The organism is Legionella rubrilucens (assembly GCF_001468125.1).
GTDB classification, from domain to species: domain Bacteria; phylum Pseudomonadota; class Gammaproteobacteria; order Legionellales; family Legionellaceae; genus Legionella_C; species Legionella_C rubrilucens.
Genome location: NZ_LNYT01000003.1, coordinates 1 through 14,164, shown reverse-complemented (window position 1 = coordinate 14,164; position 14,164 = coordinate 1). Strand labels below are relative to the sequence as shown.

Below are 14,164 nucleotides of genomic sequence, written 5' to 3'. Positions count from 1 at the left end.
TTTTAGATGGTTGTCATGGATGGGCTGGGAAAAAAGACGGGCTGTTTACAAAAGATATCCACAGGCTATTGTGGGTGTGGAAATAGAAGACACCCCAACAGAATATCAGAAAAGAAATAAAAATACAGTCTTGACATTGGTTAATCGGGTTCGAAATGAAAACGGCATACATAGAGCGACAACTCGTTACCCCCATTCCCAGGCATCACCATTCGAGTTTCGAATAGTTGCCCGCCTGCGCGGGCAAGACAGCGGATGAATTCACAGGCCGGGGCTATCCTTGCCAGCGGGCAAGACAGCGGATGAGTTCACAGGCCGGGCTATCCTTGCCAGCACGGGTAAGACAAAAGCATAGTTCCTGCCTGCTGGAGGGAAAACAAGAGACTAGAACCGTTTAATCAACACGAGTCAGGAAATTCAAACCGATAGCACAGCACCGAGTAGTGGGCAACTTAACCTATCAGGCCCTAAGACCCTGTCGTGCCGGCAAGGGCTCTTTTTGTCTTGCCCGCGCAGGCGGGCATCCATTTGTGTGGCCGGTTGCGGCTCAAATGACAACGTATTACCTCACGCCCAGGCATCACCATTCGAGTTTCGAATAGTTGCCCGCCTGCGCGGGCAAGACAGCGGATGAGTTCACAGGCCAGGCTATCCTTGCCAGCACGGGTAAGACAAAAGCATAGTTCCTGCCTGCTTTGTTCCAGGACTCAACTCCGAGAAAAGTCAGGCGTCCAAGCGGCACCAACCATTATTTGACTCGCTTTCCTGAGGCGTCATAGATTTGTACATCAACGGCCTGGTCAGCATTTTTGCTGGCATACACAACACGGGCGACCACATAGCCGCGATTGTTGGAAATCGCACTTTCAATGGGAGTTCCCGCCACTTCCCATATTCCCAGCGTGGCGACATCCAGTGCTCCATGGCCGGCTGCACGCACATAATTTAACCCGCTCTTTCGAGATTGAGCGCGGTAAATCTCCAGGTATTGGCCATTTTTAAGCGGACTTTTCTCAATGGATTGCATTCCATGGGACAAAAAACACATGCGCGTTTCACAGCGACTGATGTCTTTAGGCGATACGCCTTTATTTTCCGCGGCCTTGTAAACCGCACAACTGCTCAAAAACACACTGGCCGCCGCAATCACATAGTTTGCACGCCTCATACCAATTACCCCTATTGTTATAATTTTGCGCATTCTGATGCTATTGAATGCTCATGTCAAGGGGATCTACGCGTGGCGTCATTGTTTATTTTTGGAACTCCTTTTTTGCTTTTCAAGCTCAGCATAAAATTCCTGCTCTTTCTTGGCAATGTGCTTTTTATAGCCCTGGGGATCCACAAAGGGGTTCTCTTTTTGGGTCTTCAGTAAAGCGTATTTTCCCGCAAGATCGAAGTAACGGGCATGCGCGCCCAGAAAAATATCGCAGGGCAAGGATTTCATAACGTCAATCGCCTGCTTGAAATCACTCGCAATCTCCGGGTAGGCGGTATTATTCATCAGCTTATAGCCTGGATTAACGTTAAGGCTTCCCACCATCACCACATCGTACGTTTTGCCCTGATCATGGACTTTCATGGTCCAGGTTGTACATCCTTTCGTGTGCCCAGCCGTGCGATGGGCGGTTAAGACTGTTCCGCCGAGTTTAACCTGCTCCCCATCGTGCAGGACTTTATCGACCCGGGTGGCAGCAAAATACAGGCTGCTGTCATTGGCGTAATGAAAATCAGTTCGCCCTCCAGACTCCACTGTCGGCACGTCCTCCGCCATAACCAGGTATCGGGCATGGGTTTGTTGCTTAATCCGCTTGCTGCCGCCGGCGTGGTCCAGATGCGCATGACTGACCAGCAGAATTTTGGTATCACTGAATTTAAACCCCAGGGTTTCAATGCTCTTTTTAATCATGGGTACATTGGCGTCAAGATCACTATTAACGAGAATGTTCCCCTCCGGGGTCACAATTAAATAACTCGCCAAATCGTCGGTTCCCACATAATACAGGTTTCCGGCAATTTGAAACGGCGGAAAAGGATGGCCAACCGGGTAAGCAAAACCGACTTGATTCATGCCAAGGATCAATAAAACCAGGGAAATTACGTTTTTTTTCATTGGGTTCTTCGATAATTAAAAGCGCGGAGTGTAAACGTCTTCGCTACCGGCAGCAAGAGCATGGATTACTCCAATTCGTGTTGTTCTCCTTTGTGATCAGCTTATCGGCAGACAGCATCCACCCGCAGCCCGTTTTTTCTGACAGTTTGCAAAATGACTCTGCAACTTTGCCGTTTCTCAAGTGCCTCACGAATAAGCGCCGTTTCGGGCTGTTTTGGAAGGCCGGACTGCAGAAACCGGCAATTTTTATAGAGTATTTCTTCTTTCAGATACCCGGTTAGTTTTTCAAAGGCTGAGTTGATGTAGATGAGGGGTTGCCCTTGTTGTTCCATGTCGACCAGGGTGATGCCCTCATTGGCTGAATTTAATACTTCCAGTGCAAAAAAACTCGATAAATGGGACATCATTTTCTCCGGGACCACGTCAGTCAATTATACATAGCCCCTGACTCTTCAGCACAGTCAAAATTACTTCATCGTAGGAGGCTCATACCCCGAATTCGGCTGATGAATGGTCATTCCGGCAAACATGTCCACAGCGGGCTGGCCTCTGACTTCCCAGTTCATGCTGTGATCATGGGTAACGGCTGTGCGGCCCAATACGTTTTTAATAATGACCGACGGTACCCCGGTAAACATGGGCTCCACCCCCTGCTGTGCGCATTGCTCGGTGTAATCGCCAATCGCCTGTTGCAGTACCATGACCTGTTCATCGACTTGATCGGCGATGTCTTCTGCAGGCGCCTGCGTCAGATCGGCGCCTCTTTTTTCAAGCGCACGTAACCTGAAAACAGCTGAAGCCATAAAATCAATATCCACTTTCAAAGGCCCTTCCTCGCGCCCTGGCGGTACGCTGTCTGAGTAATTGAGCGTAATGGCCGTTGCTTCGCCCTGACGATTATCCAGGTATCTGCCCAGTAATGATCCAACCTGGCCGGACGTATTATCCATCCAGTCACGGGATACATTCATAAAACACCCGCGTAAAATCATTTTCCCGGCATTGTTGGGTCCAATTTCATATTCCGGCTGTATCCGATTGGGCATGGTGTGTCCTTAGTCCATTATTTGATCAAATTATAGGAAACCCACCCCACTATTCAACCCGATACGGGTTAAGATCCTGATAACACATGCAATTCTGTCTTTGCTATACTGTCAACAATCATCCACCGTGGGTTAGCCATGATAAACAAAGACAAATGGGAAAGCCTGAAAGCACGTATGGCTCAACTTGGTATTGACGAAACGCATCTTTTGGAAAAATTCATCATTGGCAGTGGCAAAGGCGGCCAGAAACTACATAAAACCGCGTCGACTGTTTACCTCAAGCATCTGCCCACAGGATTTGAAATAAAATGCCAGGACTCACGCTACCGTGAAGACAATCGCTATTTTGCACGATTACGTCTCTGCGAAAAAATGCACACCCTGTTCAGTGAAGAGAAATCCAAAACGCAGCAGGCGATTGAAAAATTAAGACGCCAGAAACAGCGGCGTTCCCGGCGCGCGAAACAGCGGATGCTCCAGGAAAAAACAAAGCAAAGCCAGATTAAGCAACTACGACAAAAACCTTCGCCTGATCAGTAACTTCTTCTCTGCCGCGTAGTTCAATCTCTTGGACTATAATTGAATTGTATCTGCATTATGAGGTATATCATGAAAAATCGTCATCAACAGAAAAAATCCATTCGAAAAATTTCCAAACAAAATCTGGAAAATGTGGCCGGCGGTAATCGCAATCCCCGAGAGCTAATTGATGGGGATGATATTAGTCGAAGATTGACAGACTTTGTTAATCGATTTCATCGCCGATAGCCTGTTGCCAATCAGCTTACTCTGGAATCTTATCCGGGTTACACCTGGGTCAGGCGTCGTGCCATTCGCAATCAGTATTTGATAAACCGTTGGGTTTCGTGGCGTTTTTGATGCTGAACATGGCGTATTTGGGAACGGTTTAATGCTAAAATGGGCATCGCTGATTGAGTCATTCACCCATGAATCCAACACGAAAAATTATCCATATCGACATGGACTGTTTTTATGCCGCCATTGAAATGCGCGACTTTCCGGAACTCGCTGACAAACCCATCGCCGTGGGAGGCGATGTAAAACGTCGCGGCGTCATAGCGACCTGCAATTACGCCGCACGCGAATTCGGTGTGCGCTCGGCCATGCCGACTGCTCAGGCGTTGAAACGCTGCCGTCAATTAATACTGCGTCCTGTCCGTATGGAGGTTTATCAGCGGGAAAGCCAATACATCAGGGCCTTGTTTGCGGAATACACCGATCTCATCGAGCCCTTGTCCCTGGATGAGGCCTACCTCGACGTCACACAGGCCACCCGCTGCCAGGGCAGTGCCACCTGGATTGCCGAAGAAATACGGCAACGTATTTATGAAACACGGCAATTAACAGCCAGCGCCGGCATTGCGCCCAATAAAAGCCTGGCTAAAATAGCCAGTGAATGGAATAAGCCCAATGGCCAGATGGTAATTCGACCTGAAGACGTAAGTTCCTTTATTCTTGACCTGCCGGTTCGCAAGTTATTTGGTGTAGGTCCCAAAATGGAAGCGAAGCTCAATGCCCTTCAGATAAAGACCTGTGCTGACCTGCAACAATACCCCGTCGAATTCCTGTCAGCCAGATTTGGTACCCTGGGACAGCGGCTTTATGAATTGGCGCGGGGCATTGATGAGCGTCCGGTTAATCCTGAACGCATCCGCAAATCCTTGAGCGTTGAAGAAACCTACCCAAGCGATTTGCCTGACAGCGAAGCCTGCGTCGCCGCATTGCCAGACTTGATAACTCGCCTTGAAGCGCGCATTCAGCGTGCGGGCGGCCTCACCGGTATTCATCATTTATTTGTCAAATTGAAATTCAATGATTTTCATCAAACCACCGTCGAACGGGTAAGCCATCAAATTGATTCGGATATTTTAAGCCAATTACTGCGCGAGGGCTTTGCCAGACACAACCTGCCCGTGCGCCTGCTGGGTGTCGGGATTCGGTTGAAGCAGGAGCCTGGGCATGAAGTGATCCAGTTGCCATTACTGGATTTATAATGCTTTCGAGTAACCTAACCTAAATTTTAGAATGCCAGCTTTACCATGAAGGGTTTAAAGTCTAAAGGGTAGCTCGCTAAAATCAATTTCAGGGGCACTGCGGGTATCCCAACCTTCTCTTATAATGGTTTTCTGCTCAAACGATTTTTTAATGTGCCCATCGAGAAAATTATCAAACTGCTTAATCAATCCTTGTTCATCCTGATTAGCAATGAGTTTGACAATAAGGGGCAAATCGCTTTTGCTTACCGTCGTTGATGTGCCATTATCGCCTTTAATCAAATGAAATTTGATCACATCAAAAGGCAGAATTCTTTCTAAAACAAGGCTAAAACCGCCAAAGGGATACCCGGCCGGATTAAACAGTTGCTTTAATACCGACAATTCGTCTCTGTCCTCCTTGGTTAACTCATTGAATTGCCAGCTTGCAAATGAAAACCGCAGTTTTTCTCGATAAGAAGTAAATCTTAAGATGTTCAATAAAACTTCATTTGAAAGTTCAGTCATGTGTATTTCCCTTGTTTCCCATTCCTGGCAATTAATTGCCCAATATTGTTTAAACCCATCGGCTTCCAGCTTACCTTACTTAGCGACGAAGCAACATGATAAACTGGCAAAACAGATTATCAACTCAATTGACATGATTACCCTACGCGAACCCTCAGCTCAGGATGAAACAGTATTTATTTCTACCATGAACAAGAGCCGTGACTTTCATTTTCCATTTATCACCGCCCCCTGCACTGCGGAGGCATTTCAAACTTATTTGCAAAAGAGCCAACAAGACAGTGAGCAGTATTACCTTGCCTGGGACGAAGACCAACGACAAATAATCGGTGTTTTTAACATCAGCAACATCGTGCGCGGCGTATTTAAAAGCGCTTATTTAGGTTATTATGCCTCGGTAGACTATGCAGGAAAAGGCTTCATGAGCCAGGCATTGAAACTCGTGCTTCAACAGGTATTCACGACCCTTGATCTCCATCGTATTGAAGCGAATATCCAACCGTCAAATACCGCATCGATACAACTGGCGACGAAAAACGGTTTTTTAAAAGAAGGGTTTTCACCCCGCTATTTAAAAATCAATGGCCTCTGGCAGGATCATTTTCGTTTTGCGATCACCCTTGAGGACTGGTTAGCCAATCAATAGGAAAACCCATGCACACGATCACAACCACCCGTTTGTTTTTAAGACCTTGGCATCCAAATGACAGCAAGCCATTCTTTGACATCAATCAGGATAAAAAAGTGCTTGAGTTTTTGCCGGGGCCTATGTCTCAGGAACAAATAAACGATTTCATGCAGTATCAAAATGCACAGTTAGACAAGCGAAAGTACATGTTATGGGCAGCCGAATTACAAGACACGGGGGAGCTTATCGGCTTCATCGGCCTCAATTATTTTGATAAACCCACGCACTTTTCGCCCGCGGTAGAAATTGGCTGGCGTCTGGGTTCGCAATACTGGGGACATGGCTATGCGCCGGAGGGGGCTTTGGCCTGTCTTGATTACGCATTTAAGCAACTGGGCCTCGATGAAATCGTCGCTTTCACCGTACCCGATAATGCGCGCTCGCGAAAAGTCATGGCAAAAATAGGCATGGTGCAGGACATGGACGGCTCTTTTGCTCATCCTGGACTGAGCGTGGAGCATCGGCTGTCGAGGCATGTTTTGTATCGTAAAAAAGGACAGTAATCCATTTTATGGAATGGAGCATGATTCCATACTTCCATGCTCCATTCCAAGCCGGCTGATTATTAAAACAAACAGCCATTGGCTGTGACAGTGAGTCATACTCTAAAGCGCTTGTTAGCCGCTGTCCTTTACCAACCGACAAAACAAATTCATCATGGAAACGTGTTCAATAGTCCCAGGCACTGAATCCAACAAAGCCGGCGAATAAACAACGATTGCCAGGCATTGTGCTCTCGATATCGCCACATTCAGGCGATTCCTGTCGAAAAGAAAATTAAAACCCCGAGGCGACTCATTGGCGCTGCTTGCGCACAGGCTTAAGAAGACAACCGGGGCTTCCTGACCCTGGAATTTATCCACACTCCCGACCCTGGCTTTAGGTCCCAGGGCGGCTTTAAGTTTATTGACCTGATAATTATAGGGAGCAACATACAGGATGTCCTCCCAATCCATTATTCTTTTTTGACCGTTTTTCGCATGAAACGTCCGCCCCAGTAACTCATTCGTCAAGGCAACGATGCACTCCACTTCTTCATCACTGGCTTGCGTATTGCCTACATGTTTCACCGGCACAGGGATTATTCCAGCGGTTTTGTTTAAAACCCCATGATACCCGGCTGGGATACTTATCCATTGCTCATCATTTTCAGGAGCCGTTTCAAGCTTGCCTTCATAGACGGCCTCACTGATAAACTGATTGACGGCCGAATGCATACGGTAAGTGGTACCCAAAAATACCCCCATGGAATCCGGTATGGTTGGTGTTGAATGCAATAAATAATCCAAAATCGATAAGCCGCTGTCCTCGGGGTGACATCCCTGCGAAGGCTGCCCCAATTGCATCTGATCCCCCATCAGGATAATGTTGGATGTCGATTGGCTCATGGCAATCAAATTCGCGACACTCACCTGCCCTGCCTCATCAATAAACAGATAATCAAAGGCATTTTTCAAATCGTCTCGGGAAAACCCCCAGGCGGTGGTCCCTACCACACAGCCTGCCTGTAAAAAACCGGCAATCTCTTTATTGTCGAACACGCGGATCTTTAAATCATCAATGGCTGAATCCGTGTGCCGGGTACAGGCAAAATGACCGCTAATGCCTTCTTTGCGGCAATAGTCAGCGGTGCTGATTAATAAATGATTGACCGCTTTATGGCTATTGGAAGAGATGCCTATCTTTTTGCCATTTTTAATTAATTCCGCAATCAAATGCTTGCCCGTATAGCTTTTACCGGCTCCCGGTGGTCCTTGGATGGTCAGGTAACTGTTATTAAGGTTAAGCACGGCTTGAATCATTTCATTCAATCGCTGTTTGGGATCATGGCTGGAAGCGATAGGCTGGCCGGCGGTATGCCCCTTGATTCGAGGGGTGGCTTTACTCAGAAAATCAATGATGGCCGTTTGCGCCAACTCCCCTTTCGCAAATTGGCGTGCCTGCTTTGCGATGGCTTGGGGTATGGGCTTAGGATTAACATGCTCATCGGGGATTAACGTGATTGGGCCATCCGGCTCATCCTTTAATTTCAGCGCGATAATTCCTTGCTCCAAATCACTTCCGTCAGGATAACTGCTCACTTTTATGTTTTTACCCTCGGGGGTTTCATGGCCTAACAGGTAGTAATCCTTCAGGTTGCCCTTGAATTCCTGCGCTGGATCAAAGGCATACTCATAGACTAAATGACGTGCTTTGGGAGCAGGTTTATAAGGCGGTTTTTCAGTTCGATGGCAAGAGGCCAGGCAATCAATATCATCGAATAATTCCTCTTCACTTAAGCCTAATCTGTCGAACAAACGCCAAAACACCGGTTTGGATTCCCGTCGATGAAATTCAATGGACCAGGCCATGACGGAATAAACTCTGGCGGACTGCTCATCCCCTTGTGCTTTCAATTGCGCGGCTTGTGCCAGTAACTGATCGCGAAGTTCAATACCCTCGTTCATCCCTTTATTGTCTGGCTCAACGGGTTCTTTTTTGCCAAGGAAACGAATGCCGCTGGATTCCTGCCTGTCTCTTAGCCAACTCACCAGCTCCTGAGTGGAATGACAATCATCGCTATTGTACAAACGAAGATTATTTAATAATTTGGAGGTTTGCCAGGTATCACCATCCGGATTTTCACGCCACCGTTCGTAAACAACGACAGAGTCGCCCCCAGAGCCGACCTGTGTATTTCGTTTGCTGCGGTATAAGTGCTCAATGTTTTTAATTGAATAACGTGGCTCACCCACGAGCAAGGCGGCTTTTACAATTTTATATAAATCAACAAATACCTCATTACGCAGTAACTGATCGACTTCATATTCACACACCCCATACCTGCTCATCAGTTTACGGCAAGCCGTGATTTCATAGCTGGCATAATGATAGATGTGCATGGAAGGGTCCTGCAGCCATCGCTGATAAGTCCATTCAATAAAGGCTCTGAAACATTCCTTTTCCTGGTCGCTGTCGTGCGCCCAGAAATCCTTGTATTGACGCTGGTTGTTGTCATCAAAATAAGCAACACCCCAAAGGTACTCGAGGCCGCCATCGTCCAGGGGGAAGCCTTCGATATCAAAAAAAATATCGTGCCTGGAATGCGGGGGCAGAAGCGCCAACCCCTGCTTTTTCCCCGGTTCATGAGCGATTAACCGATAGGCCGGCCTCGCTTTGCCAATGCTCTCTTTCTGGATTTTGGCCTGAGCCTGTAATCGTGCAAACGGCTCCGGTTTTATGCCTTTGACACCACTGCCCCTGGCTTCCGCTAAAGCCGTCATGGTCGTGATGCCGGCATCATGCAATTTTTTGATTTGGCTTAAGGTAATGGTCGCTACCTGAATTAAGTGGTCTGCGTTTAACAGCAACTGTTCTGCATGAGTACCCCACCTCCCCCAACTGCGTGACGAAGCCGGATCGGGGCACTGAGTCGGCTCAAACGATTGATGCGCTGATAAAAATTGGCATTTAAGATTCTGGTAGAAGTAAAAATAATCATTAATCCTGAAGCGAACTTGCTCCTTGTTTCCCAACACGGTAGTAAAGTATTCGGCTCTTGCCTGTTGCATTGCCTCAAGCATTTCAGCATAGCAGCATAATTGCACTAGAAAATGCGGTTTAACAGACTTCGCTAATTTGGTGTCCCAGATTTCATAGCGATGCTTTCCAAAACGGCTTTCGCCTTCAATTTTGATCAAAAAATCAGCATAACCTCTGAACGGTAACCCTTGCAAATGGGCTTGATAAATAACATCTACCCCGCTTTTCATCGCCTCCATGGTCGCCTGATAAGCGTCATGCCGCCCGTGCAGATTGGCAATGGTTAAACCTTTAGCTTTAAAGCCCTCCAATAGTTCCGTTTCATGTTGATATCCTTTATCACGCAAAAGATCGGACAAAGGGTCGCTTTCATCAGGAACCGGGAGTATATCCGGGTGTTTTATGGCCAGATGCTCCATCCACGAGGCAAAAGGGCTATCCATAAACTGGGTGAGATCAGACGGTGAGAATACCATTTGACTGGATTCAAGGTGCATTCGGAGGTGACTCCCATTGATTGATAAAATGCATACATCATCTCATCCTGAAAGGCATGATATTATCAACAAAGTACTTAGGAGTAGACAGTTTACAATGCTTTGGTTTTAAAATTAACCCAACAATTTAGTGTTTATGCGGGGTTTTAAATAGACAACTTTTCCTTGTGATACCAACTTGCTGTTATGTAATGTAAAAGAATTACTCCTTTGGCAATGACTTGATGAACTCATGGTTATTTTACGCCACAGACCTGGCAGGATTGATAAAAAGCAAGGATGGCTAAATCATCATTCGCAAGATCCATCAACGCTTGTCTCTCCTCAGCCCACTTTGCTTCGTCTTTGCCTTGTTGAAGAGCAGTTTTTTTAAAAGCAATGTGGCCATCCAACACTTTTTTCTTTTGTTCATCTGTCGTAAGCACGGGTTGGATAAGTTTTATAGCCTGAATAGCAAATCCCGATTTTTTCATCCAATAAAAGAGCTTCATCCCGAATTCTCCGTCTCGTTGGATGCCGTCTGTTTCTTCTTCTGGAGGAAGAAGAAGATCACCTCGACTTCCTTGCCAGGCTCTGGATGGCGGATAGGCAAAAGCCGAACTGACAATGCCCTCTTCAGCCAGGTAAATGCCCCCTGGATTTAACGCTTGATAAAAAAGACGTATAGCCAGCCTGGGACTATACAAATGATGAAGTACAAAACGACAGTAGATTAAATCAAAGGTTTCATTGAGAGATTCAAGTTCATATAAAGAAAGCTGCTTAAACGTGACATTGCCAGCACCTTGTTGCTGACAATAACGTTCTGCGCGTTGTAATTGTTCAAGGCTATTATCAATGGACAAAACATGCCCTTCCTGACCAACCCGCTTCGCAAGGTAATGGGTCATGACCCCTGAGCCACTTCCAACGTCCAATACCCGCATGCCCGATTGAATGCCATTCATTTCGATAAACGATCGGGTCGTGGGATTAAAAGCCATGTCGAGGATATCGTAATCCAATCCTTCTTCCGGTATTTCAAACTCGTAATGCTCTTTATCTCGTGAACTCATGTTAATCTCCATTGATCACTTTAACAAACACCACATCGTTTAAGAAAGGCCTTTGTAAGGTGCCTTAACGGATTCAAAACCTTTAAATACACGTCAATCCCTCTCATCCAGCACTTCAAAAAACGAGGTTAGCTCCGGTCTTGGCATATCAAAACTATCTTGCACAGCCATATAGCCATGGTAGCCTAAACGAGCGAGTGGGTTAAATCGGGTTGGATCAATGCGTTGCTCTGCATCCAGCACGTATTCAGAGACATGAATACCAACCACCTGGCCAATGACCATACGGTTAATTAACTTCTCTGGGTTAGATCGAGGTAATTGTACTGACATGTAATACCGGCACTCCAAACTAATCGGTGCAGCTTTAATCAATTTTGGTCTTACTATTCTGGCAGGCGCCTGCTCAATACCAGCCATAGAAAATTCACTGGTATGGCGTGGGAAATTCATCGAGGTGACATTCATTTTTTCTTTTAAGGCATAGGAAGTGATATTCACCACAAATTCACCCGTTTCTTCTGCGTTGCGCAACGTGTCTTTTTCACCTTTTTCCACATGTGCCTCAGTGGTTGAAAACATGACCATCGGCGGTTCATCAGCCACACTATTAAAATAGCTGAACGGTGCGAGGTTGTCTTCTCCGGATTGGCTGACTGTGCTTATCCAGGCAATGGGTCTTGGAATAACGCAGGCCTTAAATAGTCCTTTAGGTAATTGGTTAGCTGGATAGAACATGGGCTTTCTCCGAAAAGAGTTGATCTGCTTTGCTGAGCAACGAGTGCATAATACGGCTTATTGATCCCGATTTAAATAAGATAATTGGCTAAAACTACTCTGCTAACCTGTGAGTGGCCAGAGACATAGTACCCAAAATGTGCGATTTTTTTATAGTCTATAAGGGAGAACGCATGATGGCTGCTCAATGCCAGGGAGCAAATGGGCTAAATGACCAAATAATCCATCCATGGTATTAACTATCCTTTGCGACAAAGACTGCAGGATGCTATTTTGTCGACACAATTTACCCCTTATAATGACAAATACCAGAGTATGAGTGAAACCATCGCTGTTTGTGTCTGTACCTGCATGCGCCCCAAAATGTTAGAGCGTTGCCTTTTATCGTTGATTCAGCAGGAATGCCTGGACAATTGGAAGTTAGTATTCATTGTGGTAGACAATGAATCATCGCCTAACAACGAATCATTGGTAGCCAGTTTTCAAAGCAAGACCCGTTTTCCTGTGGCGTACGTCCATGAAGCCAGGCGCGGCATATCCACTGCCAGAAATGCGGCTTTAAAAGAAGCCTTATCGCATAAAGCAGATTGGGTATGTTTTTTTGATGATGATCAGTATGCTGATAAACAAGCCCTCCGGTGGGCTTACACAATGATGAAGACACACAATGCCTCTGTGGTTTCTATGAATTTGAAGTACGTCGACCAGGGTGACACCAAGCCATTTGAACCCTTACCCGAAGAAGAAAAAAAACGAGTAAAATTATTACAGACGTGCGGTACCTGTGGTGTTTTGTTTTCTGCCTCTTTAATTCATCCTGATGGATTCGCTTTACGCTTTGATGAATATTATTCGTTATCGGGTAGTGAGGATGCTGCTTTTTTCTTTGCCGCTTTTAGAAAAGGGGCAAAAATGATAAGGTCAAGAAAAGCAATTGTCTTTGAAGAAATAACGAGGGAGCGTTTAAAACTTCGTACCATCCTGTATAGAACATACTGCTCTAAACTGCAACGACTTAAAATGAATATAAAATGTCGAAGGGTTGCCGCTGTATTCGCGTTTGTATTGTCCTCAATACTCTTTCCTCTTGTGGCCTCAATCGAACTGTTGTTGTTACCTCTTTACAGAATTTACAGCAGGAAATTCTTTCATAAGCGATTAGTCAGCATCTTAAGAAAATACGTGAGGTTAGTCGTCCTTTTAACCTGCACCTTCGCAAAGCCAGAGATGTATAAAAAAATAACGGGCTATTAGGATAATAAATTGATAATCAAGGATAGGAAAAAGAGGCGAGTAGTGGGCGAATCAAATTGATGAATTATGGTCAATCCCAGAATCATCATTCAAACCTGATATTAAAGAAAAATAATTATATTTAATGCAAGGTAACGATTTTAGCAACTCCAACATAAAAGATATTATTATTTTGGGAGACTCTTATAATTGCAATAAATGGACTTCGGCTATGGAATTATTTTAAGCAAATTTTTTCTGCTTGAGGATCAACTCTACGACTTTATAGTTTCTGATCCATACTTATCCAAATATATTAAAGCTTAGGATAATGGCTTTAGGCACCCATCTAAAATAGAAGGGACACGATATTTCTATGAAGCAAACTAAATGTTAATAAAAAAAAAGACATAATAGTTCGTTTGGCCGATCATATAGGATTAGAAAAAACGGATATCAAAGTAATTCTAGCTGATTGAGTGTCCCCCCGTAATTGGGAAAGACTCATCACTACACGCAATAATCCAAGCTAACTCGCTCTTTTTGACTACCAATTTGGCCGACAATGTCAGCCAAATTAACTTAATCTCATTGGTGTCCTTAAAAACTGGAGAGTGAGAAATAAAAGAAGAAATAAGGTCAAAGACAGTTTGAAATTCCTGGATCTGTAAATAATTTTGTGTAATTAGTCATAGCATATAATCTGTCGGCACTGGATAGTGCTGACAAATATGATGAGAACAACTA

The 14,164-nt window shown here is 45.4% G+C and carries 14 protein-coding genes; 6 read left to right on the top strand and 8 right to left on the bottom strand.

What is annotated here, in order from left to right; all coding sequences use genetic code 11:
* Positions 1-748: 748 nt before the first annotated feature.
* The 4 genes from Lrub_RS00660 to Lrub_RS00645 form a co-directional block, all read right to left on the bottom strand.
* Positions 749-1,168: a hypothetical protein gene (locus Lrub_RS00660; protein WP_058530275.1), complete on the bottom strand. Its 420-nt coding sequence runs from the start codon at positions 1,166-1,168 to the stop codon at positions 749-751.
* 78 nt (positions 1,169-1,246) lie between these two features.
* Complete coding sequence (bla, locus tag Lrub_RS00655; protein WP_058530274.1) at positions 1,247-2,113, bottom strand: subclass B3 metallo-beta-lactamase; 867 nt, start codon at positions 2,111-2,113, stop codon at positions 1,247-1,249.
* Positions 2,114-2,214: 101 nt separating this feature from the next.
* Positions 2,215-2,520 (bottom strand): PAS domain-containing protein, encoded by a 306-nt coding sequence (locus Lrub_RS00650; RefSeq protein WP_237760718.1) that lies wholly within the window; start codon positions 2,518-2,520, stop codon positions 2,215-2,217.
* 60 nt (positions 2,521-2,580) lie between these two features.
* Positions 2,581-3,159 carry a hypothetical protein gene (locus tag Lrub_RS00645; RefSeq protein WP_058530272.1) on the bottom strand — a complete coding sequence of 193 codons (579 nt, stop codon included), beginning with the start codon at positions 3,157-3,159 and terminating at the stop codon, positions 2,581-2,583.
* A gap of 138 nt (positions 3,160-3,297) precedes the next feature.
* Here Lrub_RS00645 and Lrub_RS00640 point away from each other — a divergent pair, with 138 nt between their 5' ends.
* The 3 genes from Lrub_RS00640 (at position 3,298) to dinB (ending at position 5,177) form a co-directional block, all read left to right on the top strand.
* A complete protein-coding gene (locus Lrub_RS00640) occupies positions 3,298-3,702 on the top strand; it encodes a peptide chain release factor family protein (RefSeq protein WP_058530271.1) in 405 nt (134 codons plus the stop codon).
* Between the two features lie 69 nt (positions 3,703-3,771).
* Positions 3,772-3,930: a hypothetical protein gene (locus Lrub_RS14690; RefSeq protein WP_156413019.1), complete on the top strand. Its 159-nt coding sequence runs from the start codon at positions 3,772-3,774 to the stop codon at positions 3,928-3,930.
* 179 nt (positions 3,931-4,109) lie between these two features.
* A complete protein-coding gene (gene dinB / locus Lrub_RS00635; protein WP_058530270.1) occupies positions 4,110-5,177 on the top strand; it encodes a DNA polymerase IV in 1,068 nt (355 codons plus the stop codon).
* Positions 5,178-5,231: 54 nt separating this feature from the next.
* On the opposite strand, the gene Lrub_RS00630 is transcribed toward dinB, so the two are convergent.
* Positions 5,232-5,684 carry an F-box protein gene (locus Lrub_RS00630; protein ID WP_058530269.1) on the bottom strand — a complete coding sequence of 151 codons (453 nt, stop codon included), beginning with the start codon at positions 5,682-5,684 and terminating at the stop codon, positions 5,232-5,234.
* Here Lrub_RS00630 and Lrub_RS00625 point away from each other — a divergent pair.
* Both Lrub_RS00625 and Lrub_RS00620 read left to right on the top strand, forming a co-directional pair.
* Positions 5,683-6,330: a GNAT family N-acetyltransferase gene (locus Lrub_RS00625; protein WP_237760717.1), complete on the top strand. Its 648-nt coding sequence runs from the start codon at positions 5,683-5,685 to the stop codon at positions 6,328-6,330. The two genes, Lrub_RS00630 and Lrub_RS00625, sit on opposite strands and share 2 nt — an antisense overlap.
* A gap of 8 nt (positions 6,331-6,338) precedes the next feature.
* Positions 6,339-6,875, top strand: a complete 537-nt coding sequence (locus Lrub_RS00620; RefSeq protein WP_082651396.1) for a GNAT family N-acetyltransferase — start codon at positions 6,339-6,341, stop codon at positions 6,873-6,875.
* A 114-nt stretch (positions 6,876-6,989) separates the two neighbouring features.
* Here the strand turns inward: Lrub_RS00620 and Lrub_RS00615 are convergent, their stop codons facing one another.
* From Lrub_RS00615 to Lrub_RS00605, 3 genes are all read right to left on the bottom strand, one after another.
* Positions 6,990-10,391 (bottom strand): TM0106 family RecB-like putative nuclease, encoded by a 3,402-nt coding sequence (locus Lrub_RS00615; RefSeq protein WP_058530268.1) that lies wholly within the window; start codon positions 10,389-10,391, stop codon positions 6,990-6,992.
* A 236-nt stretch (positions 10,392-10,627) separates the two neighbouring features.
* Complete coding sequence (locus Lrub_RS00610; protein WP_058530267.1) at positions 10,628-11,446, bottom strand: class I SAM-dependent methyltransferase; 819 nt, start codon at positions 11,444-11,446, stop codon at positions 10,628-10,630.
* Between the two features lie 93 nt (positions 11,447-11,539).
* Complete coding sequence (locus Lrub_RS00605; protein WP_058530266.1) at positions 11,540-12,184, bottom strand: flavin reductase family protein; 645 nt, start codon at positions 12,182-12,184, stop codon at positions 11,540-11,542.
* A gap of 315 nt (positions 12,185-12,499) precedes the next feature.
* Here Lrub_RS00605 and Lrub_RS00600 point away from each other — a divergent pair, with 315 nt between their 5' ends.
* The gene (locus Lrub_RS00600) at positions 12,500-13,438 is read left to right on the top strand and encodes a glycosyltransferase family 2 protein (RefSeq protein ID WP_082651394.1); all 939 of its coding nucleotides are present in this window, start codon (positions 12,500-12,502) and stop codon (positions 13,436-13,438) included.
* Positions 13,439-14,164: the final 726 nt, after the last annotated feature.